Source organism: Oceanobacillus sp. M60 (genome assembly GCF_053839645.1).
This window is the reverse complement of record NZ_JBSSNH010000003.1, coordinates 568,856-592,006: the sequence shown is the minus strand read 5'-3', so window position 1 is coordinate 592,006 and position 23,151 is coordinate 568,856. Positions and strand designations below refer to the sequence as shown.

At 39.0% G+C, this 23,151-nt stretch carries 13 protein-coding genes; 2 read left to right on the top strand and 11 right to left on the bottom strand.

Going from position 1 to position 23,151, the window contains the following annotated elements; all coding sequences use genetic code 11:
• Window positions 1–61: 61 nt before the first annotated feature.
• Complete coding sequence (locus tag ACW0TQ_RS10715; RefSeq protein WP_042533433.1) at window positions 62–394, bottom strand: YfhH family protein; 333 nt, start codon at window positions 392–394, stop codon at window positions 62–64.
• 60 nt (window positions 395–454) lie between these two features.
• A complete protein-coding gene (gene recX, locus ACW0TQ_RS10710) occupies window positions 455–1,279 on the bottom strand; it encodes a recombination regulator RecX (protein ID WP_455725644.1) in 825 nt (274 codons plus the stop codon).
• Between the two features lie 91 nt (window positions 1,280–1,370).
• Between recX and ACW0TQ_RS10705 the strand changes: the two genes are divergently transcribed.
• Window positions 1,371–2,264 carry a TIGR01777 family oxidoreductase gene (locus tag ACW0TQ_RS10705; RefSeq protein ID WP_042533429.1) on the top strand — a complete coding sequence of 298 codons (894 nt, stop codon included), beginning with the start codon at window positions 1,371–1,373 and terminating at the stop codon, window positions 2,262–2,264.
• 127 nt (window positions 2,265–2,391) lie between these two features.
• Here ACW0TQ_RS10705 and ACW0TQ_RS10700 read toward each other — a convergent pair whose 3' ends face one another.
• Both ACW0TQ_RS10700 and ACW0TQ_RS10695 read right to left on the bottom strand, forming a co-directional pair.
• Window positions 2,392–2,856, bottom strand: coding sequence for a hypothetical protein (locus ACW0TQ_RS10700; protein ID WP_042533427.1), 465 nt, complete (start codon window positions 2,854–2,856; stop codon window positions 2,392–2,394).
• A 167-nt stretch (window positions 2,857–3,023) separates the two neighbouring features.
• Complete coding sequence (locus ACW0TQ_RS10695; RefSeq protein WP_455725643.1) at window positions 3,024–3,764, bottom strand: Rpn family recombination-promoting nuclease/putative transposase; 741 nt, start codon at window positions 3,762–3,764, stop codon at window positions 3,024–3,026.
• A 507-nt stretch (window positions 3,765–4,271) separates the two neighbouring features.
• On the opposite strand from ACW0TQ_RS10695, the gene ACW0TQ_RS10690 reads away from it, so the two are divergent.
• The gene (locus ACW0TQ_RS10690; RefSeq protein WP_042533425.1) at window positions 4,272–4,835 is read left to right on the top strand and encodes a GNAT family N-acetyltransferase; all 564 of its coding nucleotides are present in this window, start codon (window positions 4,272–4,274) and stop codon (window positions 4,833–4,835) included.
• A 75-nt stretch (window positions 4,836–4,910) separates the two neighbouring features.
• Here ACW0TQ_RS10690 and ACW0TQ_RS10685 read toward each other — a convergent pair whose 3' ends face one another.
• The 7 genes from ACW0TQ_RS10685 to ACW0TQ_RS10655 all read right to left on the bottom strand — a co-directional run bounded on the left by ACW0TQ_RS10685 (window position 4,911) and on the right by ACW0TQ_RS10655 (window position 23,128).
• On the bottom strand, window positions 4,911–5,090 hold the full coding sequence (locus ACW0TQ_RS10685; protein WP_042533423.1) for a type II toxin-antitoxin system antitoxin: 180 nt from the start codon (window positions 5,088–5,090) through the stop codon (window positions 4,911–4,913).
• 12 nt (window positions 5,091–5,102) lie between these two features.
• Window positions 5,103–5,948, bottom strand: coding sequence for an SPFH domain-containing protein (locus ACW0TQ_RS10680; protein ID WP_042533421.1), 846 nt, complete (start codon window positions 5,946–5,948; stop codon window positions 5,103–5,105).
• Window positions 5,949–6,022: 74 nt separating this feature from the next.
• A complete protein-coding gene (locus tag ACW0TQ_RS10675; protein ID WP_244882386.1) occupies window positions 6,023–6,808 on the bottom strand; it encodes a ComEC/Rec2 family competence protein in 786 nt (261 codons plus the stop codon).
• A 310-nt stretch (window positions 6,809–7,118) separates the two neighbouring features.
• Window positions 7,119–15,098 carry a Cna B-type domain-containing protein gene (locus ACW0TQ_RS10670; protein WP_455725642.1) on the bottom strand — a complete coding sequence of 2,660 codons (7,980 nt, stop codon included), beginning with the start codon at window positions 15,096–15,098 and terminating at the stop codon, window positions 7,119–7,121.
• A 484-nt stretch (window positions 15,099–15,582) separates the two neighbouring features.
• Entirely contained in the window at window positions 15,583–18,627 is a 3,045-nt protein-coding gene (locus tag ACW0TQ_RS10665; RefSeq protein ID WP_455725641.1) for a hybrid sensor histidine kinase/response regulator, read from the bottom strand.
• Window positions 18,628–18,655: 28 nt separating this feature from the next.
• Complete coding sequence (locus ACW0TQ_RS10660) at window positions 18,656–19,654, bottom strand: response regulator (protein ID WP_052485029.1); 999 nt, start codon at window positions 19,652–19,654, stop codon at window positions 18,656–18,658.
• A gap of 444 nt (window positions 19,655–20,098) precedes the next feature.
• Complete coding sequence (locus tag ACW0TQ_RS10655) at window positions 20,099–23,128, bottom strand: hybrid sensor histidine kinase/response regulator (RefSeq protein ID WP_455725640.1); 3,030 nt, start codon at window positions 23,126–23,128, stop codon at window positions 20,099–20,101.
• Window positions 23,129–23,151: the final 23 nt, after the last annotated feature.

Here is a 23,151-nt window from a genome sequence, read left to right as displayed (position 1 = left end):
TTATTTCAATAACTAAAAGGAACAACTCAGGTGAAACGGATTTCGCCTGAGTTGTTTTTATTCAGCTCACTTTTTTTCCTAATAAGGAGATTGGCAAGGCTTCAATATTTTCACTTTCTTCATTTAATAAATCAATACGATAACCCCATGCAAATACCCCATTAATATAGGATATTCTGAATTTATAGCCTGTTTCCATTTTAAGCTGATAAATTTTCTCTTTTTCAAAATCATCCGGACTCATTGTATATGCAAGCGCTACTTGCATTTTTCTTTCACATATTTGCATCTCTGAAATATTCCCGAGCTGCTCTGCTTTTTGAGCCTGCTCTTTTAGTTTCCCAATTTCTTGGTGCAGCTGTTCTATGGAATAATCACTATATCGAAATTTCATTCTTCTCCCCCTTACTGTCGATTCCTATTGTACCAAATATAACAGAAAAGTAACCTACATTTATTCCTGATTTTCCATGTATTTCTCAACAAATTGCTGAATCATATCGAAATGGAAGCCTTTTCTATATAAACCTTCCATTACTTTTTGCTTGAGCTGGAAGCCTTCATATTTTTTTACATGTTTTTGATACAGCTTTTCTCCTTGAAATTTCAAGGCCTCCCACTCATGATTTGTATCCTCTTCCTGATCCATAGTCTGAATAGCTTCAAAAACAAGCTGCTGATTAAATCCTTTTTGAAGAATCGTATTTTTTGCTTGGTTTATCTGTTTTTGAAAAGAATCCTTCGAGCTTTGCTTTATTTTTTTTCCCAGCAGCTTTTGAACTTTTTCTTTCTGCAGGGCTGACGTATATTGCTCTAAAGCATTTACTGCAATTTGTCCGCTAATCCCCTTTTCAAACAGCTCCTGTTCAATGACTTTTGGACCTTTTGAACTTGTATTCATACGCGAGCGCACAAACATTTCAGCAAATTGCTGATCATCAAGCAGTTTTTCTTTCTTCAATCGTTGCATAATAACAGCAATTTGTTCCTCTTCCACTTCTTTTTTCTGTAAATACGTAATCACTTCTTTTTCCGAACGTATTCGATAGCTTAAAAAGTGAATAGTAAGGGTATATACTTTATGGAGATTATCTTGTTCCTTCAGTGTTTCGATGAGTTCATTATCTAATTCCATTCCTTTCTCCAGACGAAATTGAATGAGAATATCCTCACCGACACTAAATCCATATTCATCACCAGCTGATGTGTTTAAAAATATATTGTAGCGATGCTTCTGTTTTTTTTGCGTTGTAATTCGGGTAATTTTCCGCAACTTCATTCACCTCTCTTTTTATCATAGCAAAAAATGAAGCAAGCAGATAACATGAAATATATACTTTAAAATATCATCTAAAGGAGGGTTCAATATTATGAACATACTAATAACCGGAGGTACAGGGTTTTTTGGCAGTAAATTAGCTGCACACCTCACTGGCCTTAATCATAAATTATACATTCTGACCCGTTCTCCTGAGAAAAAATCAAATACATCGCACTTGACTTTTAAGGGATATGATACGACCGCAGATGAACTTCCGAGAATAGATGCTGTCATTAATCTTGCAGGAGAATCATTGTTTGGATACTGGACGAAAAAAAAGAAGGAAACTATCCTTACCAGCCGCCTTCGTGTCACCAAGTATCTTGTCCAATTAATGAAAGCCATGAAGGAAAAACCAGATGTATTTATTAGCGGCTCCGCAGTAGGATTCTACGGGATGTCTGAAGATTTTATCTACACTGAGGCAACAACGCAGCCTGGTACTGATTTTCTTGCATCTGTAACAAGGCAATGGGAGAATGAAGCGAGTGAAGCCGAAGAATTGGGAATTCGAACAATCTACGCCCGGTTTGGCATACTGCTTGGCAAGGACAGTGGTGCATTTCCGCTTATGTCATTGCCGGTAAAATTATATACAGGCGGACACATCAGTGATGGCGAGCAATGGCTTTCCTGGATCCATGTTCAAGATGCCGTAAACTTAATCACCTTTGGCTTAGAACATCATACCCTAAAAGGGCCGGTCAATATTACTGCTCCTACTCCTAAACGTAATAAAGATTTTATGAAAAAAGCAGCACAGGTATACAAACGGCCGAATTGGCTTCATTTGCCGGCTGTATTCTTCTATCTTACTTTGGGAGAAATGGCGCAGCTCCTGGTAAAAGGACAGTACGCGTATCCAGAAAAGGCGCTCGAACACGGATTCACGTATGATTTCCCCTCCCTCGATCAGGCTTTATTAGATTTGAAAAATAATTAAATCATGTAAATGCTTTTTCACTTAAAAGAGCAAAGAAAAAAATGCTGGTTTTGTATAGGAGCATGCCGTGTTATTTTCCTGCATGCTCCTTGTTATTTTCCGTTTTATGAGGCACTTTGCAATCCTCTTATTTTGATGCCTCTTGCTGAATCAGCTCTAATTGCTCTGAGGTTAAACCTGTCACCTGTAAAATGGCCGTTCGGCTTATCCCCTGCTCTAACATTTTGAGTGCCGTCTGTTTTGCAGATTCCTTTAGTGCGGACTCTGCTTCAAGCCTTTTTCGTTCCGCTTCATTTCTTTTGATTTCCGCCTCTTCTTTCTGTTTCTCTGCTTTTTCTTTTTGTTTTTTTGTTTTATCTTTCTTCGCCTTTATTTCTTCATTCTCTGCTTTCAGCTCTTCTTTCTCCATTTTCATTTCTTCTCTTTGCTCTTTCATTTCTTCCATTTCCTGCTCTAACAACTCTCTATCCTGCTTCTTAGATTGCTCATCTAAAATTTGCTTCAAACGGATTTCATATTCCCGCCGTTCTTCTTCTGTACGGCTTAAATCTTCCCAGACCCGCATCGCAACATTTAACGTTTTATCGACCATCGCAATCTCCTCCAGTTCTTGATAGATATCATTATATAAAGTGAAACTTTGTTCAGTGGGGTTCTTTACACCCCACTGAACATTTAGTTGAACCAATCGGGCCGTTACTGGCTGTTAGATCTTCCACTTAAAATTTTCATGACTTTTCTATTTTTAATGTGGGAGTCTTACAGCCAGTTACACTGCGAGAAGTGATTCTTTCGTCGGTCTACCGTTCCTAACAGCAGCAGCCAGCGCGTTAAGACATCTTCCCATGGATCCAGCTGGTTATTCTTCCAGGCAGTAATTAGTTTAGGAATCTCCACAAAATGAAATTCAACCATATCGGTTAATGGATATTTCTGTTTCATCTCATATAAACGGAAGATATTATGAAAGGCGTCCGTTTCATTCAGCAGGTTAAAATGCATGATATTAATACTAATAACAGGGTACAATTCTTTATAGCTTTGCCCTTCTTTCAGCTGTTCCGAAAAAAGTCTCGACCAATAATACAGCGATCTTTTAATCATATTATACGCATTATTGATTTGAATTTCTATGTTGACCCATTCTTTATTCTCCGCCCTAATTAAGAGGTCTAATCTGGACTTTTTGTCCTCTTCATACTCGCCGCCGATTTCGATATTTTGAAAGTAAAGCTGCTGAATCGGGCTTCTTCCTGATTTGGCTAAAATGGCATTGAGAAAGACGACAGTGATATCCTTATTCTTTTCGTTTCCAAATAGTTGTTTAAAAGCATAGTCTACTTTTAAATCCATTAATTGAATATCCGGTATTCGATGCAGTGCTTTGTTAGTCCGCTCTTTTCTTCTTTGATATTTGTTGTATGCCCTGGATTCTTCCTGTACATGCAGAGAGGGTGTTTCTGATGAGGAGTATACTTTTCGGAGACATATTTGGGGCATAAAAAACACATCCTTTTATTTTGATAAGGTGAGTTTCTGAGATGTCTATCTAAACAAATCATACAGAACAAATGTTCCTCAATCAAGTTGTTTTTTATGCTATTTTCTTATCTTTGTGCGGTAACCATTCTCTCCTGCTTCTTTCTCTCTCCTTCTAGTTTCGAATCAGCAGCTGCTGTGCTGGTCCAAAATATACTTACAAAAATTTCATGCTTTATTATTAAAAAAACACTTGCATTTTACCAAAAAAATCATACAATAAAATTATCAAAAATGAATTTGAAAAGAGCTGATGAACAGCCTATTCGGCTGTATTGATAGAAGATCAATTAAATAGGGAAGGCAAATGGTGCGCCACCGGGGTTTCCTGGTTCTAGCGGGTTCGATTCCCGCCCCGAATTTTTGTTTCCAAGCTACTTTAAAAATAAAAATTCGAGGGCGGGTGACTCACTAGCTGCGGCTTTTTTGCTAATGAATGTACCCGCCTGGAAAAAGGAGGGTATTTTTATGCTTAAAATACGTGATTTAATGGAAGTGCCAGCTTTATATGAATTGATGACAGCCCCCGAGGTATACCCATTTGTCAGGCAAAAAGCTGCAACCGTGGATGAATTTTACTTTTCAACCAAGCAGACAATAGAAGCGGAAGACCGTGGAGAATTAATTTCCAGAACGATTTTAGATGAATATCAGCAGCCAATTGGTACGATTAATCTTTTTGATATAGAGGATAATTATGGATTTTTAGCTACTTGGATCGGTAAGCCGTATTTTGGTAAAGGCTATAATCGCCAAGCAAAAGATGCCTTCTTTCATGAACTTTTTACTACTAAAGGCATTGATGGTATCTTTATGAAAGTGCAAAAAAGTAACAAACGTTCCTTAAAAGCTGTTTTAAAGCTTCCTTACGTTACTTTTGCAAATGAGTTATACGACTCTATGTATAAACGCATTAACGCACATTCTAATGAAGCAATATATGATTTATTTGTGATTACAAAAAAGCATTACTTGTCCTATCAGCAATTTCACTCAGAAGCTGCTGTCAACTCTGATGAGGAAGTATCCTAAATAAAATAGCCTTAAGAAATAACAGCTTCTGATGATTTCTTAAGGCTATTCGTTTGGGATTTCCATCGAAATTCTTTAATCTTCCCCAATTTTCTTATCCTGTTTTTTCGGCAGCCTTCCCGCTCGTTTAGCAGATTCTCTCAGCAAAAATTCAACGTGGCTATTGACACTGCGAAACTCATCCTTTGCCCAGCGCTGCAATATGTCATAAAGCTCCGGATCGATACGTAATGGAAAGTTTTTTTTCTTCGCCATAGTAACCCCTGCTTATTGGTAAAGCGATCCTGTATTGATTACCGGCTGTGTTCCTTGATCGGAGACAATGGCAACAAGCAGGTTATTAATCATCGCCACTCTGCGTTCATCATCTAAATCCACTACATTATCTGCTTCCAAGCGGGAAATAGCATCCTGAGCCATTCCGACAGCACCCTGAACAATTTGCTCCCGGGCTGAGATAATTGCACTTGCCTGCTGACGCTGCAGCATCGCCTGAGCGATTTCTGTAGAATATGCTAAGTGTGTTAACCTCGCTTCAATCACTTCTACTCCGGCAACCTGCAGACGATCTTGAAGCTCTGTTGTTAATTGGTTTGATACTTCATCTGCATTTCCACGTAAGGTTAATTCTTCATTGGTGAAAGAATCATATGGATACGTTGTTGCCACAGCGCGAATAGCTGTTTCACTTTGAATCTCCACAAAATCTTCATATTGATCTACGTCAAAAACGGCTTTGGCTGCATCTACCACTTTGAAAACAACCACTGCAGCAATTTCAATTGGATTTCCGTTTACATCATTTACTTTCAATCGATTACTGTTAAAGTTACGAACTCTCAAGGAGATTGTTCTGCGCACAGAAAATGGCACAGTTATCAAAATTCCTTCACGCCGTACCGTTCCCATATACTTACCTAAGAAAATAACGACAATCGATTGATTAGGCTGCACGATGGTTATCCCGCTAATTAGAATACCTGCAATTAAAACAAGCACAACCCCTAAAACAACATACGATTGAACAATACTGAATACCCCTAATGCAAGTAAAACAACAATCAGACCGATTCCAATTGCGCCATTAATGCTCCAAGCTTTACGTTCCTGCATGAAATCCGCTCCTTCATATCTTTATTATACTATAATGATATCATTTTTGTATTAAATTGTAAAAGATATGATGTTTACACTGCCTGTTCCTCCACAAATTTTTGGATTGGATTCATTCTCGGATTTACAATTAACGTCTCCCCATCCGTTTCAACTGTAATACTGTCTAAAGCAGCAGTAGAATAAATCAGCGCATTAATTTCGTATAGATGTTCAATCACCCGAGGAACAGGATGACCGTAGTTATTATCTTTGCTGTAGGTTAAAATAGCAATTTCAGGGTCTACCGCTTCTAAAAAAGACATACCCGTACTTGTATTCGAACCGTGATGCCCGATTTTAATCAATTCCGCGTCGACATCATGTTTTTTTTGTATTTCTTTTTCTTCTTTTTTACCGACATCGCCCATAAAAAGCATATCTGTTTCTTCATAATTAAGCTTTAAAACTAACGAGGATGCATTAGGAGAAGTCAAAGACTGCGCTGCATTCCAAATATCCAGTGAAATCATTGGATCAATCTCAATCGGAGTATCTTTTTCAGCAATCGTCAGCGGTATTTGTAAATCACGAATCCGGTTCATGTACGCTGCAAATGTTTTTGTCGGGTGAAGCTTGCCGATATCAAGCACACCGCCTACATCTATCTCATCCAGGACCTTTACTAAACCGCCAATATGATCGACATCTGGGTGGGTAGCAATCATTAAATCAATTTCATTAATCCGCCGTTCCTTAATATAGTTAACCAGAGCATCGCCAGCCTCCGGAGGTCCGCCATCAATTAAAATAGTCCGGTCTAAAGGCGTCTCGATTAAAATACTGTCTCCTTGACCAACATTAATAAAATGCACCTTCATTACAGGCATTTCCTGTTCTGCATGGGCGGTTGAAGGGATATGAAATTGTATTGTTATCAGTATTAGTAAGAGGATGAAAACGCTTTTTCGCATATTTTAAATACCTTCCCTTCTTTTTCATTAGTGTGAGCAAAAAGAAAGCTCGATATGACGACAGGTGATTGGTAATTGTTGAAAGGAATTTCTGCCATTGTTTTATGCAGGCGATATGTAAGTAAGATGTCACATTTAATTTTTTCTTTTTAAAACAGAAAAAGAGGTTATTACCTTTAATTGGCAATAACCTCTTTTTTAATTAAATCCGTTCTATCTAGTGAGAGGAGCGATTACGAACTCGGTATACAATCATTAGAATTGCACCGGCTACCAGTAATCCTAAGCTGATAAGCAATAAGTTGAACATGGATGTTGCTGTACCTGGCAATGCTTCTCCATCATCACCTTTATCGGTCTCAGCACCTTCTCCAACTTTAGGGTCTCCCGATTGTTCAACGGAATCTCCATCTGTTTTGCCTTTTCCATCAGCGGTTGATTCACCAGAATCTGTTGCTTCTTCCCCTGATTCTTCTGGGTTTTCAGGATCTGTCGACTCTTCTCCCGGCTCTCCTGGAGTCTCAGGATCTGTCGACTCTTCTCCCGGCTCTCCTGGTGTTTCAGGATCTGTCGGTTCTTCTCCCGGCTCTCCTGGTGTTTCAGGATCTGTCGGCTCTTCTGATTCTGCTTTCACAAAACCAAAGTCTAATGTTGGATCATGTTCTCCGTCTTCTGTTAAATGTCGAGATATTGCAAACCATATAGATGAGTCAATTGAATTATCATTGCCCACTTCTTCCAAAGTTGGGACATATCCTTCCAAGGCTTCTGCGGATGCTTCACGATCAATTCGTACAATGTACGTTTTATCGATTGGCAGATTTTCAAAGATATAATATCCATTTTCATCTGTGGTTACTGGTCCTACTGGATTTCCGTAGACGTCTGTTACTGGATTTCCGTCTTTATCTTCAATCGTTAAGACGACTCCTGGGAGCGGAATATCCGTTTCGTCTTGCAGGCCGTCTTTGTTCACATCAATCCATACATAATCCCCTACACTTACTTTTGCCGGGCGATTAGTGATAGTGAATCCATCTGCCGCATTTCCTTCTACATTATCCGTTACATACCCGTTAACAGCTGCTTCTTCCACTGTATAGGTAATCTCTGCTCCAGCTGCAAATTTAGGCATATTTGTAAACTCAAATGTCCAACCCGTGTCCGCAGTGATTTCTGCTGAATCCACTTCTTCTCCATCTGCTAACAAACTAACAGTGATGGAATCTGGGCGTTGATCAACATAATCATTGTCATCCCAGATTTTCGTTCCTTCTAAATCAATCAACTCTGGCTCATGCGTATTCGTAATGACGTAGCCGTCCTCCGCATTTCCAGTTGTTTCTGCCTCATAACCGTCAACGGCTGCTTCTTCCACCGTATACTCGATTAATTCGCCGTTTTTAAATTTATCCAAGCCCGTAAAATCTGATTGCCAGTTATTTAATTCATTCAATTCGATGAAATCTATTTCTTCCCCATCAGCTAGTAAATTCACTGTAATGGATGCCGGACGAATGCCATCCTGGTTTTCCGCATCCTCCCATGCTTTAGAAACATGAACACTGGTTTGTGCCGGTTCATGATGGTTGGTTAACAGGATATTTCCATGGTCGGCATCATTGACAGAGACTTCATAGCCTTCTGGCACAGATACTTCTTCTACGGTGTAGTTAATTTCTTCACCGCCATTTTGGTATGCATCCAGTTCAGACCATGTATGCATCCAGTCATTTTCTGCAGACAGAATAACCGTATCGCCAACTTCATTTTCCCCTGCATATAATTGAACCTCAATCTGTTCAGGGCGAATGCAGTCTTGGTTATCATTGTCGTTCCATCCTTTTGAAACAGTAACCGATGTTTGTTCTGGCGTGTAAGCATTAGTGACAGTCACACTGCCGTCATCACCGGTTTCCAGTTCGGTTGAATACTCCGCAACGGAATCTTCCGTCACACGATATCCAATTTCTTCTCCATTACGATTTTTCGGCAAATCTTCAAACGTATGGGTCCAACCGTTTTCTTCATTCAATTCAGCTGTTCCAACAATTTCCGATGCATCATTGATGACATTTACAGTCACGCTGTCTGGGCGGACCCCATCCTGATTCTCTGCATCATCCCATACTTTGGTAACAGGAATTTCAACTGTATCTGGTGTACGGTTGTTTGTAATCAACACGTTTCCATTAACTTTTTCTACAGTTGGCTCCTCATAACCTTCTGGGACATTTGTTTCTTCTGCCGTATAGTTGATTTCCTGACCGCCGTCTTGGTAAACATCTAATTCTGTCCAAGTATGCGTCCAATCATTTTCTGATGATAAGCGAACAGGTTTGTTAACGGGTTCTCCATCAGCGAATAATTGAACGGTTACATGTTCTGGTCGGACGCCATCTTGGTTATTGCCGTCATCCCATCCTTTCGTAACAGTCAAGGATGTTTGTTCTGGCGTGTAGCTGTTGGTAATGACAAATCCATCTGCTTGTTTTACAGCAGTTGCCCCGTAGCCTTCGATGGCATCTTCTGTAATACGGTATTGGATTGCTTTCCCATTATCAAATTTCGGTAATCCTTCAAACACATGAGACCATTCGCCATTTTCATCTGCAGTTACTTCTGCTGTCTGGACAATTTCAGACTTTCCATTGATGACATGAAGCGTAATACTCTCTGGTCTGTTTCCATCTTGGTTATTGCCGTCATCCCATACTTTTGAAACTGGAATATCAATTAATTCCGGCTCATAGCTGTTGGTAATCGAAATTGCTCCGTGATTTTCGTCATTTATATCTGACTCATATCCTGCTGGAACATCGACTTCCTTCACTGTATAATCAATCGGTTCTCCGCCATCGCGATTCGCATCTAAACCAGACCATGTGTAGGACCAATTATCTGCTGCTGTAATGAGCACCTCATTTCCTAAGGCTTCTCCGTCTGCAAGCAATTGGACGCGAATGCTGTCTGGACGCTGACCGTCTTGATCATTTTTATCATTCCAGAATTTATTGACGGTAACAGAAGTCTGCTCTGGCGTATGTTCATTCGTTACAGTAAATGTTCCATTACCATTATTGGAAATAGAAGTGGAATAATCTTCTACTGTATCCTCTGCCACGCTGTACGCAATTTCTACGCCATCACGATATTTTGGTAAGTTCTCAAAAACATGTGACCAAATTCCATCGTCATCAGCTGTTATTTCTTCCGTTGCTACAACGTTAGAACGATCATCATAAAGATGAACCGTAATGCTTTCCGGTCGTGCTCCATCTTGGTTATTGGCATCTTCCCATGCTTTTTCTACTGTAATATCCGTCATTTCCGGCGAGTAACTGTTTGTGATGGTATAGCCATTTTCAGTACTTCCACTAACAGTACTTTCGTATCCAGCCGGCACATTTGATTCTGCAACAGTATAGTTAATCCGCTCTCCATTTTGGTATTCATCTAAACCGGCAAACGTAAATTCCCAATTATTAGTTTCATTCAAAATGATGAAGCGCTGTGTTGCTTCGCCATCTGCAAACAGACGTACTGTAATGCCGTCTGGGCGGGCGCCATCCTGGTTATTTGCATCTTCCCATACTTTTTCTACCGGGATATCTACCGTACCTGGTGTATAGCTGTTTGTGATAACAAATCCGTTTTCTGCATCTCCGGCAATATCACTCTCATACTGCTCTGGTACGTCTATTTCTACAACGGTATAAGTAATCTTATCTCCGCTATTATCCAGCTCCGGTAAATCTGTAAATGATCCTTGCCATTCATTTTCATTGCTTAGCGTGATATTTTCCGTATCAGTCTCCTCACCATTTGCAAATAATGCAACTTCAACGGATTCAGGACGATTGCCATCCTGGTTGTTCGCATCCTCCCAAGCTTTCTCCACTGGAATTTCAGTAGTTGGAGATACGAATTCATTTGTAATCGTTAATCCATCTTCGGAAACAGATTTTTCATAGTTTTCTGGGACAGTTACTTCATCGACCGTATAGTTATACTCATTACCCTCGATATCAGTTTTATCCAAGTCCGTCCATGTATATTCTGTTTCACCGTCTTCCAAGGTTACCGGATTTCCAACTGCTTCTCCATCTCTGGATAATTGCAGTTCAATGGATTCCGGGCGATGATTTTCGCCGCCTTGCCATTCTTTCGTGCCTGTTACATTAATTTTTTCCTTGGTGTTTTCGAAATTAACCTCATGAACGATTTCATTTTCACCATACGGCTCATCTACATTAATTTCGATTTCTTTATCGGATAACACGTAGCCATTTGGTGATTCAATTTCTACCAAGATATAGGTCCCTAAGAATAAGTTTCCTACTTCTAAAATACCATTCTCAGTAGTAAATTCGCCCATTAATACTCTCTCTTCATTTACAACTCGATATAATTCAAAAGTTGCTCCTGAAGATTTGATTACTTCTTCAGTAGCTGAATCAACTTTAGAAAGTTGGATAGCTCCACGATCTATTCGGAATTCTCCACCAACCCATGAAAATTGTCTTGCTGAGATTTCGTTTGTTTCTCTCGTTACTGTCTCAATTTCTTTCCCCTTAAGGTCTACTGTATTATTAACAGTTTGCCCATTTTCGGCAATAACGATAGTGGTATAAGTGATTGTTAGAGCTTCCGTTAAATCTTCATCAAAAGAGATATTTAAAATTGTTTGGCCATCTTCAGTAGTTTCTGTTTCAAGCGTATAACCAATCTCTTCACCACTACTTGTAACAATAGTCAAGCTGTCTTCTACAAATGACAGACCAGCACTAATTGTATCTGTAAGTGTTGCATCACTTATTCTTGAAAGGCTTTCATTAGCAGTGATTTTCCATTCAAGTTCTTCACCAATATAAACTTCGCTTACATCAGGCAGAACTTCTTTATTCAACACGTTATCCCATCTGTCATAATGCACAGATGAAGAATAAGGATATTCTCCTTCTTCAGTTGTTACTTCCGCATGGTTTACATAATTTTCTTCTGAAATGTCTGGAACTCTTGTTTCAAACTGAATGACATATCTTTCAGTTACTTCACCATTAAAGTTAACAGTAAGTTCATTACCCTCAACTTCTACAGTATAATCATCATTAAGAGTTAATTCAGTATCAGTAATTGTTGTATTACCACCTGCATCTACTTCATAAACAGATACTGTGATACTGTCTTCAATGATTTCTCCGTCATAACCTAATGTATCAGTAACTGAAACATTTTCCCCAAGATTATGCTGATGATAGTTAAAGTACACTTGCCAAGCGATTCTTCTATCAGATGCATCGGACCAACTATCTGAATCAACAAGATTCCCTTCTTTAAAGCCACTATTCCAAGCATTTTCTATTACACGTTGGCTAGCATCGTCTTCTTCGTTAATTTCACGATTATTTTCCGTTGTTCCTTCAAAATGTGCGTGGTTTCTATAAAGACCAGCTTCATCTTCATTAGAATGAGGAATCAATGAATTTCCGTCTTCATCCACAAATTGCTCGTCATAAGAAGTAGTATAGTTCACTACTAATTCTGCTTTTTCTATTTCCCGATTGAATACAATTGTAAAGCCATTTTGGTATCCACCCTCAATTGGAGCAAGTGTATAATCTTCTCCTGAAACAAGATTTTCATTACCAAGAGTAATTTCAACTGTCCCTGGCAATAAGATTAGCCCATCATTTGTGAAGGTATCAGTAATGGTAAAACCTTCATTGATGTCTTCTCTCGTAGGATCGACATTTAAACGCCAATTAATTGTTTTCTCATTATAGTTAATTCCATCAAAACTCTTTTGATACGTATTTGCATGTGGACGGATTGTAGCATCTCTATCTTCGCCACCTTCACCAACACCGTCACCTTCCATACCTACAGTGTTTGTAAATGCATCCGCATTATTGAAATTATCAATACTAGTCGTATATTCAATTGTAATTGTTTCCGTACCAACATCTGGCAAATCAATTGTTAATAAGCCATCTTCTTCATCATGAGTCGCTCCAGGGAATTCATTACCATTTTCACCTGTAATTGTAATGTTTGTTAATGTTAATCCCTCTGGCAATTGGTCTGTTACGGTAACATCGCCCAATAGATGTTTTGCTTTGTTTACAGTAACTTTCCAAGTAACTGTACGATTTTCATAATCAATGTTGCCCGCTTCTACTTTCTCAAGAATCGGGCCTCTATCGAACTGAACTGTTGCGTCATCATCGTTCAATTCTTCATCACCATCAAAAAGAATGGCTGTATTTGTGAACCCATTATTCTCTTGGTATTCACCCTCATTAACTTCTGACCAATTAATTTCAGTCAGGTAAGTGATTGTATATGTTTGATCTGGGCTTACTTGACCTAATTCGATTGGGAAGTCATCAGCTTCGATACCAGAATCTCCACCATTTAAAGAGATATTAATAGATCCTGGAACAATTTTTAAACCGTCTGGTAATTGATCCTCAACCCTGGCATCATCAATAGACATACCATTTTCATTAACGATAATGGTCCATTCAATCTGGTCACCCGATTCTGAATCAACTCGATTTCCTTCTTTCTGGATCGGATTACTTCTTTCACCTCCAGAAACGGTTGCTTGTGCTTCCAAGTCAATATTATCACTTACAAATGTCGCATCATTGGTGAACTGTGCTACATTAATATCTTCAATTGACGTTGTATAATTGACCTGATACCCGCTTCTTCCATCGATAGAATCGAATGTCATTTCAAACCCATCGCCAGTAAGAGTTGGGGCGTTAAAATCGTCAATTGGATTTCCTACGATTTCATTACCATCCACATCGATAGTGATTTCTCTAACTTCAAAATCACGTGCTTCGCCAAGACCGTTTGGAATAACATCGGCCAGCATTCCATTCTCTATTGCCTCGTCAGCACCATTCACAATATTAACTGTCCAATAAACTTCTTTTGCATTGACAGGGCTATCCGTACGACCGGATTTATCTAAATCTGTATTAACTTCTGTCGGTGTAACTTGAACAGTTAAATCTCTTTCACCATCGCCATCAAAATCAATCTCTTGCTCCCATTCCTCAGTGAATATTTCTCGGTCAAAATTTAATTGAAAACCTACGTATCCATTTTGAACACTTTGATCCTCAATGTTCTCATCGAATGTAAAAATCAATTCACCATCATTAATGGTAAATGTTCCTACTTGGGTACCTTCTACCATTATAGGTTGATCTGGCGTATTTACCCAATGTAGAAATACATCTGGCAATGGCATAGATGCTGTATCTCCAGCTTGAATGGTTTCATCTGTTTCCCAGCTATATTGAACCTCATAAGTTCCATCAAAATCAACTTCATGACCGTCTTCAACATTTTCACCATCTAGTCTAAACCACTCAAAGGTAAAGATATTCCCTAACTCAGCCTGAGGTCCAACCTCAGATGCAGCAGAAGGCGCAATATTTTCTTCTTCAGCCGCTTCTTCCTCTACGGCTTCCTCGGTCCCTTCTTCTTCAGCCTCTTCTTCCTCTACAGCTTCTTCGGTTCCTTCTTCTTCAGCCGCTTCTTCCTCTACAGCTTCCTCGGTTCCTTCTTCTTCAGCCGCTTCTTCCTCTACAGCTTCCTCGGTCCCTTCTTCTTCTTCAGCCGCTTCTTCCTCTACAGCTTCCTCGGTCCCTTCTTCTTCAGCCACTTCTTCCTCTACAGCTTCTCCGGTCCCTTCTTCCGTTGACCCCTCTTCTACAGCTTCCTCAGTGGTCTCTTCTCCTTCAACAACTTCTTCTTCCTCTTCTAAAGGCAATTGCAGCTTCAATGTACCCTCAGCTTCTGAATGCTCCAGTGCCGATTCATTAAACGTGACACGAATTATATCTTCTGTTGTTTCAAAGGAGGCAATTTCCACCTCTTCCCCTTCCGAAGATATTGTGCCCTCCTGTTCGATTAATGCTACAGGAGAATTAAAATCTACAGGCTGGTTTACATCTTCTAAATCATAGTCTGCAAGCGACCAGTCTATATGTAGAAGCCAACCATCATCTTCCTCGGAAAAAGATCCTTCAGAAATGCTTTCAAAATCAAAGAACGTATCATTTTTGTTTTCTTCTGCATACGCCATTTGTATAGGTGCAATACCTGTTACAACGGACTGCATAACAAGAAGAAAAATCATAAATATACTGGCTCTTTTTGCTCTTCTCTTCAATTATTCCAGTCCTCCTTTTTTATTTAGTTTTTAATCACTGCTGGAATACGGAAAACCGACACCTCCTAATATCTCTGTATCTTTAAAATGATTTCTATTCTGCTGAAAAGCATAAAAGAACGTGTTCTAATAGATGAATAGATGATTGCTATTCACAAAAACGCTCTGACCTTAAACTTATTCAACTGACAGAAACATTTTAAAGTTTCATTTGACTGCACACTCATCCTCTAATCCGTACCATTTTTCTAGTATTCATGAAGTAAAATTTCAATTTATCCCGTTATATTAGAAATGAGCTTTTGTAGTCATTTTTATCATAACTTACGGAGTATACCCAGAAAATAGTATGTATATATACAAATTCTATACAGCCTGATAATCCAGAAATATACCAATATCTGTATGAAACTAACTAAAGATACCTTCCTTCTATTAAGCAGATAAAACACTTAATAAAAGGAAGGTTCCATGAATGTACATCTTATTCTGTTGGAGGCAAGTCCACCTCAAAAAATACTTTCAATCCTTGCTCCCTCAAGCTTACTATCTGCAGCCCCTTCCCAAAATGCTGATGCAATCGTTTATCCACATTAAAAATCCCAACACTTGATTTACTGTCAGATTCTCTGTTTAAAATGGTTTGCATTTCCGCTTCTTCTATACCTGCCCCATCATCCTCCACCGTAATCGTTGCTTTGTTTCGGGAGATATTTTTTATACATCTGATGGTGACGGTTCCTTTGCCCTGTTTGTTTCGAATACCATGCTGTACCGCATTTTCCACTAATGGCTGGATGGAAAGGAATGGAACATAGATCTCCTCTTCATCTTCCAGATCCCACTTCACCTGTAAAGCTTCGCCAAAGCGTACCTGTTCAATATACAAATAGGAGCGGACGATATTTAATTCTTCCTTCAAGGGGACCAGCTCTTTCATATGCTGAAATTGAAATTTACTTCTCAATAAATTACTTAATTCGTTCAGGAGTCTTCTCATTCCTTCTACGTCTAATTCGCTTAACGCCATAATAGAATTCAATGTATTAAATAAAAAATGCGGCTGTATCTGTGCCTGCAGCCAAGAGGTCTCCATCTGTACCTGCTTCTCGGCAACACGCTTCAATGTTACCAAAGAATCCATACGTGCTTTCAGTTCAACCGGTTCGACAGGCTTGGTGATATAATCATTTGCCCCGGCTAAAAAAGCTGCCTGTATATCCGTTGTTCCTCCGGTAAGCAGCAGGACAGGCAATTCTGTCAGAGAAAAGCGTTCCCGAATTATTCTGGTAAGCTCATATCCTGATATTTCCGGCATCATTACATCTGAAATAACGAGATCCCACTCCCGCTTTTTCATTTTTTCCACAGCCTGTTTAGCGCAGGAAACAAATACCGGCTGATATGCATCATCGGGAATAATCGCCTTTAAAGCCAACAAACTTGACGGATTATCATCGACAACCAGGACAGATGGCATCTGAGCATTCTTTTTGTTTGGCTGTACTGTTTGTTTCTTATCTTCTTTCGGCACCGGCTTTTCTACTGTGCTTTCAAAGGCCAATGCTGCCGCTTCTTTCCTTGCCAGTGCTAACGTGAATGTAAAGGTTGTCTTTTCTCCTTTTTTAGAAGAAACTTGGATTTTCCCGCCATGAAGTTCTACTAACTGTTTCGTAATATTTATTCCTAATCCAAAACCGCCTTCTGACATTTTATTTTCCGGGTGCCCCTGTTCATAAGGCTGAAAAATGCGCTTTTGAATCTCCTCGCTGATTCCGATGCCTGTATCTGTTACTTGAATTTCTGCGTCATATTCTTTGATAGAAGCAGAAACTGTGATTGAACCTTGATGGGTAAATTTAATAGCATTTCCTATCAGATTAAACAAAATTTGTTTCACCCTATTTTCATCTGCATATACCGGAGGAAAGTCTTTAGAAATCAGATTGACGATGGGCACATTCTTTAAATCGGATGAAAAACGCAATGCATCAATAATCCCTGTGATAATCGGATTCAATGCAATCACCTGTCGATTTAAACTTGGTTTATTAACCTGTAAGTTTCTAGTTTCCAATAAATCTGCCAGCAGCAGATTCATTTGCTGCCCTACGTTCAAGACGGTATTCAATTCCGTCATGCTCTGTTTGGACAAATTTGTTTCTTCCCTGTCCCGCACCGCCTTGGAAAGCAATAATATACTATTTAAAGGATTACGGAATTCATGAGATGTATTTGCCAGAAATTGATCTTTTTCCTCATTCACTTTTTTCAATCTCTCCGCTAAATCTTTTGTCTCCTTATGCTTTTGAAAATATCTCTGAAACCAGACAATCGTATAGCAGGTTACTGCCATTAACATATCAAACGGATAAAAAGTCAAATAAATACTTTTTCCTGACCATATATAATTCCATATCCCATGGTTGGAAATTGCAATAAACCCAAGGAGCATAAGATTTTTCGCCTTTGGATTATTCTTAAACATCAGAATAATCGAAGTGCTGGTAACAACTACAGTAAAAAAAGCAAATATATTATATATGGGGCGAAGCGCTAAAATTTGCGGCATAGGCAAAAAGATAGTGACCACAGCTAATACTGCCATCCCCCATTGAAAAAATGGAAAGATTTTATTCCAATAAGGCAGCTTTTGATGATCGGTACATTGAACCAATGCATAAAAAATGATTAAATACACCGTATGGATCATCCAAAATTCTAATTCATAATTCAAATTAAAAAATTGCTGCAGCAATTTTTCACCAGTATAAAACAAAAAACCTGAAAATAAACTAAAGGCCAGCAACGAGAAAGAAAGTACTTTTCTATCTCTTCCCCCAATAAAATAAATAATCAAGGTGTATACCGTATGCATGAACAGAATAGCTGCAATGACAACTTGTGAATAGTTTGTGAGCTGTACTTCTCTCGTAATCGTTTCATCTGTCCCAAACCGAAGCGAGAGATAAATACCGCCATCTCTGCTGTCGATAAAATTGGCAGCCTGAATGACAAGATCTATATTTCCATTTTCATCCGCTGAAAAAGTCACTGTTTTAGGCATAATATCCGCAACATACGCAGCTTCTGTTTCCGCCAACCGACCCGTCTCCGCTACTATCTGTCCATTCACATAGATTTCCGATGATGTACGGATGTTTGGTATGTATAATTTAAAATTCCGGTCATCCTCCGGCTGTACCCTTACCTGCAGCCTATAAGTCCCATAACCAAAAGGAGAGCCCAGATTATTCTTCCAGCCGTGGGGCACTTGAATTGTTTCCGGCACTTCAGCAGAGAAGACATCATCCTGCATCAAAAAATGCGAGGGATAAAACTCCCACTCCCCGTCCAACAGCATCGATTGCCCTTCTTCTACTTCCCATGAGCTTAAATCAAGCTTTCCTTCTTGAATATCGGGAGTTATATTTTCTTGAAATAACCCTGCCCAAATTAGACGCAAAACTGACAAACTGATTATACAGAGAATCACAAAAATTCCCGATCGGATAGTATCCCGCTTCATTTATATCAACTCTTTTTCATGGATATCTCTAAATCCATGATTTTTCTTTTACAATCTCTGCCGCTTCCGCATCAAAATCGGTTAAACCTTTTAATTTTGAAATATTGTAGGAGGACGATTTCTCATAACGATGCAGATATGCTGACAATCGAATGATAAGCTCCAGCCATAAATCTCTCAGTATTTTTCTCTCGCTAACAGCCCAAAGGTAATCAAGGCCGGCTAAATACTCGTCTTGATACGCGTCCAGTACTTTGAAGTACTGCTCGGTATTTATGTTCTCTTTTTTTAATAAATCATACGCTGCAAGCTTAAATTCTCGCGACTGAATCTGTACATCATAATCGATATCAATTTGATAAAATTCTTTTTGACTGATAATTTTAATAGGTGCGTCTATTTGCTGCATGACCTTTCTAATCTGATATACCGTTGTATACAACTGAGCATTCGCTTTCTCCCAGGGAAGGTTACTCCACAGCAAATCAATCAATTCACTTTTCCGGATAGTATCTTCATGATGATGAATAAAATAAGCAAATAATTCTTTTGCTTTGGACGTTCTCCATTTTATATCAATCCGCTTATTCCCTTGGTATATTTGCAAAGCTCCTAAATCCCTAAGGACGGTCGTCCGGTTTTCAACTGCTTTATCCTGATCTGTCATCTTTCTTTCAATTATCCGCTGTACAGTTATAGCTAAACGTTCCTGTTTTACAGGCTTTAATATGTAGTCTACTGCATTTAGTTCAAAAGCTTTAATCGCATAATTATCATATGCCGTAACAAAACCAATATGTAAGGAAGGATTGATGTTTAATAGCTGTTCCGCTAAGTCTGTGCCTTTCATAGCAGGCATATGTATATCTATAAATACAGCGTCTATTTGTTCAGTCTGAATATGTTGAATCAAGTCTTCTGGATTCATATATTTCCCTGAAACATGCACTCCTTCTATTTTACGCAACAGTAAATCCAAATATTGTAATGCCAAAGGTTCGTCATCAATAATAGCAATTTGAAGCATAGAATCTCCCCCTGATTATTTATCTTTTAGTATTTCTAGGATATATATATTCAAGGATACATGATGATAAATAGTAGCTATCTGATTTTTTCTATACAAATTCTATACAAACGCCTGCGTTATCATCCATACTTCCAGTTGTCTTTCCCCTGCTTCAGCTTTCAAAATATGATTATGAAATTTTCTGTTATTTCAATAATATCCTATTACGCGATATAAACTTGCTTTTTATAGAAGTTTTATATCGGTATTAAATGGAATAAATAATTATTTATTGCTGTTTCCACTTTTCAAAATCCGAACATACGATAGGATGAGTAAATAAAGCTTCATCCGACAGGAATACTTTTCTTTCCGGACGAATGAAGCTCTTTTTTACTATTACCTTACTTATCAGGTACTTCTATTTCAATGAAGGCGGCAGAATACCCCACACTGAATATATTATATATCTATTTCAAAGGATACGCTCGTTCCCTTATTCAAAGAACTGATAATGGTTAATCCTTTCCCGTAATGCTGATGCAATCTTTTTTCTACGTTTAATACACCTACTCCTGATTCGCTATCCGATTCTCCTTTTAAAATGTTAGGAATGTCTGCTTCATCTATTCCTGCCCCGTCATCTGTTACGGTAATCACTGCTTTGGAGCAAGCAGGATCTTTTTGAAAGCTTATGGTCACCGTTCCTTTTCCCTGTCTGTTTCTAATTCCGTGCTGAACCGCATTCTCCACTAATGGCTGGATGGATAGAAAAGGTACATTGACTCCCTCCTGTTCATCCAGCTTCCATTTTACCTGCAAAGCTTCTCCAAAACGGACTTGCTCAATAAATAGATAAGAACGAACAATGTTTAATTCTTCTTCTAAAGGTATCAGATCCTTCATTTGCTGAAACCGAAATTTACTTCTCAAGAAATTGCTGAGTTCATCGAGAAGCTTGCGCATTGCCTCTACATCCCACTCACTCAAGGCCATAATCGAATTCAGTGTATTAAACAAGAAATGCGGCTGTATCTGAGCCTGCAGCCATGCGGTTTCTAATTGTAATTGCTGCTCAGCAACACGCTTCATTGTGATTAAAGAGTCCATCCGGGCTTTCAGCTCGACTGGCTCCACAGGTTTGGTAATATAATCATTTGCTCCGGCCAAGAAGGCCGCCTGAATATCAGCATTTCCTCCGGTCAGCAGCAGGACAGGGAGTTCTGTCAGGGTATAACGTTCTCTAATCATGCCGGTAAATTTATAGCCTGATATTTCCGGCATCATAATATCGGAAATGACTAAGTCCCAGTCCCGCTTCTTCAGTTCTTCGAGCGCTTGCTTCGCACTGGTCACCGTCATCGTATCGTATGCATCTTCTGATAAAATGGAGTTTAATGCTAATAAACTCGCCGGGTTATCATCAACCAGTAAAACTGCCGGAGTCTGGCCGTCATGTAATCGTGTTAATTCAGCATCTGCCTTTTCCGGATACTTGACATCCGTTTGTTTCGTCTGATTAGATAGCTGTACAGCTGATTGCGGAGAGGCTAATTCTAAAGTAAACGTAAAAGTTGTTCCCTCCCCTTCTTTCGAGGAGACCCAAATACTTCCTCCATGAAGCTCAACCAGCTGTTTCGTAATACTTAATCCCAGCCCGAATCCGCCCTCCTGCATTCCACTTGTTGCATTATCCTGTTCATAAGGAAGAAACAACCGTTTTCGCATTTCTTCATTGATTCCAATACCTGTATCCATCACATGGATTTCCGCATACTTTTCTTTTTTTGCTGCGGATATAATGACTTCTCCCTGACTCGTATATTTAACAGCGTTTCCTGCTAAATTAAATAAAATCTGCGTTACGCGATTTTCGTCCGCATAAACTGCTGGAAATTCCTTAGGTATCTTATTGACCATTTGCAGCTGCTTCATATCTGATGAAAGCTGTAATAAGTCCAGGACGCCGGTTGCAATAGGCTCCAGGGCAACTGCCTGCTTGTTCAACCGCGGTTTCGTACGATTTAAATTCCTCGCTTCCAGCAAATCTGTTAATAAAAGGTTCATTCGCTTTCCGACGTTCAATACCGTATGAAGTTCACTTACACTCCGCGTTGACAATACTGCTTCTTCCCTATCCATGACAGCCTTAGAAAGCAGCATGATACTATTTAAAGGATTGCGGAACTCATGAGAAGTATTCGCCAGAAATTGATCTTTTTCTTGATTCATCCGCTGTAAGCTGGACGCCAATTCTTTTGTTTCTTCATGCATTTGAAAATACCCTTTAAACCAGACAATGATATAGCATACGACCGCAACAATCAGATCAAATGGATAAAACGTTAAATAAACACTTTGTTCCCTCCATGTTAAATCCCATATATAATGATGAACGACAGCAAAAAAACTAAGTACAAGGAACATATTCGTTGCAGGATTCTGTCTATACAGCCGGACTATAGAGCAAAATGTAACGATAATAACTATAAAAGCAAATAGATAATAAACAGGAAATAAAAATAGAATCTGCGGTATGGATAAAAATAAGGTTATTCCCATCATGGTAAATATACTCCATTTATAAAAAGGAAATATCCTTTTCCAATATGGCAGCTCCAGATGATTGGTACATTGCAGCAAAGCATAACACCCCAGCAGAAGCAAGGTATTCGCTATGCGAAAATCGAAATCATAAGGTATATTGAAAAACTGGTGAATCAGTTTATCTCCATTACTTAAAAGAGATGTCATAATCATGCAGAACATCAACATAGAAAAATACAATAGATACTTATCCCGATTTCCTATCAGATATAAAATGAAGGTATATACTGCATGAATTAAAAAGATAACAATGATGCTGATTTGAAAATAACTGGACAGCTGCGTTCCGCTTGAGATAGCCTGCTCTGTCCCAAATCTCACAGAACGAATAATACCGCTGCTTCTGATATCTTTATAGTTGGCTGCTTGAATAACGATATCGATAATACCTTCTTCATCTGCTGTAAAAACGACTCTCTGCGGTAAATTTTTTGCAGTATATTGTTCTTCTTCTGCAGCTATCTCCCCCGATGATGCCAGTTTCCTTCCGTTAACATAGATCTCCGATGAACTGCGAATACTTGGTATGTATAATCCATAATTTTGTTCTGCATCACGATTCACTTTTATTTGCAGTCGGTAGCTGCCATATCCATAGGAAGAACCTAGTATATCATTCCATCCTCTGGGGACTTCTATAATATCTGATTCCCCCTGCACCGAGCTCTCCTCCATAATAAAGCGGGAAGGGTAAAACTCCCACTCTCCATCTAAAACCAGTGTTTCTTCCTCTCCCGGATCCCAAGTTTGGATATCAAGCATCCCATTTTGAATATCGGGCTGTACCTCCTCTTGAAAAAGCCCCGTCCAAATCAAACGGAAAGCAGATAAACAAAGCATAAAAACAAGCAAAATAACTGTCAGCTGAATCGCATTTTTTTTCATTCTTCTCCACTCTTCCAGTTCCA

What these genes read in the sequence shown, in the direction of transcription:
- ACW0TQ_RS10715 (WP_042533433.1), bottom strand. Translation starts at nt 394, where the DNA reads ATGAAATTTCGATATAGTGATTATTCCATAGAACAGCTGCACCAAGAA.
- recX (WP_455725644.1), bottom strand. Translation starts at nt 1,279, where the DNA reads ATGAAGTTGCGGAAAATTACCCGAATTACAACGCAAAAAAAACAGAAG.
- ACW0TQ_RS10705 (WP_042533429.1), top strand. Translation starts at nt 1,371, where the DNA reads ATGAACATACTAATAACCGGAGGTACAGGGTTTTTTGGCAGTAAATTA.
- ACW0TQ_RS10700 (WP_042533427.1), bottom strand. Translation starts at nt 2,856, where the DNA reads ATGGTCGATAAAACGTTAAATGTTGCGATGCGGGTCTGGGAAGATTTA.
- ACW0TQ_RS10695 (WP_455725643.1), bottom strand. Translation starts at nt 3,764, where the DNA reads ATGCCCCAAATATGTCTCCGAAAAGTATACTCCTCATCAGAAACACCC.
- ACW0TQ_RS10690 (WP_042533425.1), top strand. Translation starts at nt 4,272, where the DNA reads ATGCTTAAAATACGTGATTTAATGGAAGTGCCAGCTTTATATGAATTG.
- ACW0TQ_RS10685 (WP_042533423.1), bottom strand. Translation starts at nt 5,090, where the DNA reads ATGGCGAAGAAAAAAAACTTTCCATTACGTATCGATCCGGAGCTTTAT.
- ACW0TQ_RS10680 (WP_042533421.1), bottom strand. Translation starts at nt 5,948, where the DNA reads ATGCAGGAACGTAAAGCTTGGAGCATTAATGGCGCAATTGGAATCGGT.
- ACW0TQ_RS10675 (WP_244882386.1), bottom strand. Translation starts at nt 6,808, where the DNA reads ATGAAGGTGCATTTTATTAATGTTGGTCAAGGAGACAGTATTTTAATC.
- ACW0TQ_RS10665 (WP_455725641.1), bottom strand. Translation starts at nt 18,627, where the DNA reads ATGAAGCGGGATACTATCCGATCGGGAATTTTTGTGATTCTCTGTATA.
- ACW0TQ_RS10660 (WP_052485029.1), bottom strand. Translation starts at nt 19,654, where the DNA reads ATGCTTCAAATTGCTATTATTGATGACGAACCTTTGGCATTACAATAT.
- ACW0TQ_RS10655 (WP_455725640.1), bottom strand. Translation starts at nt 23,128, where the DNA reads ATGAAAAAAAATGCGATTCAGCTGACAGTTATTTTGCTTGTTTTTATG.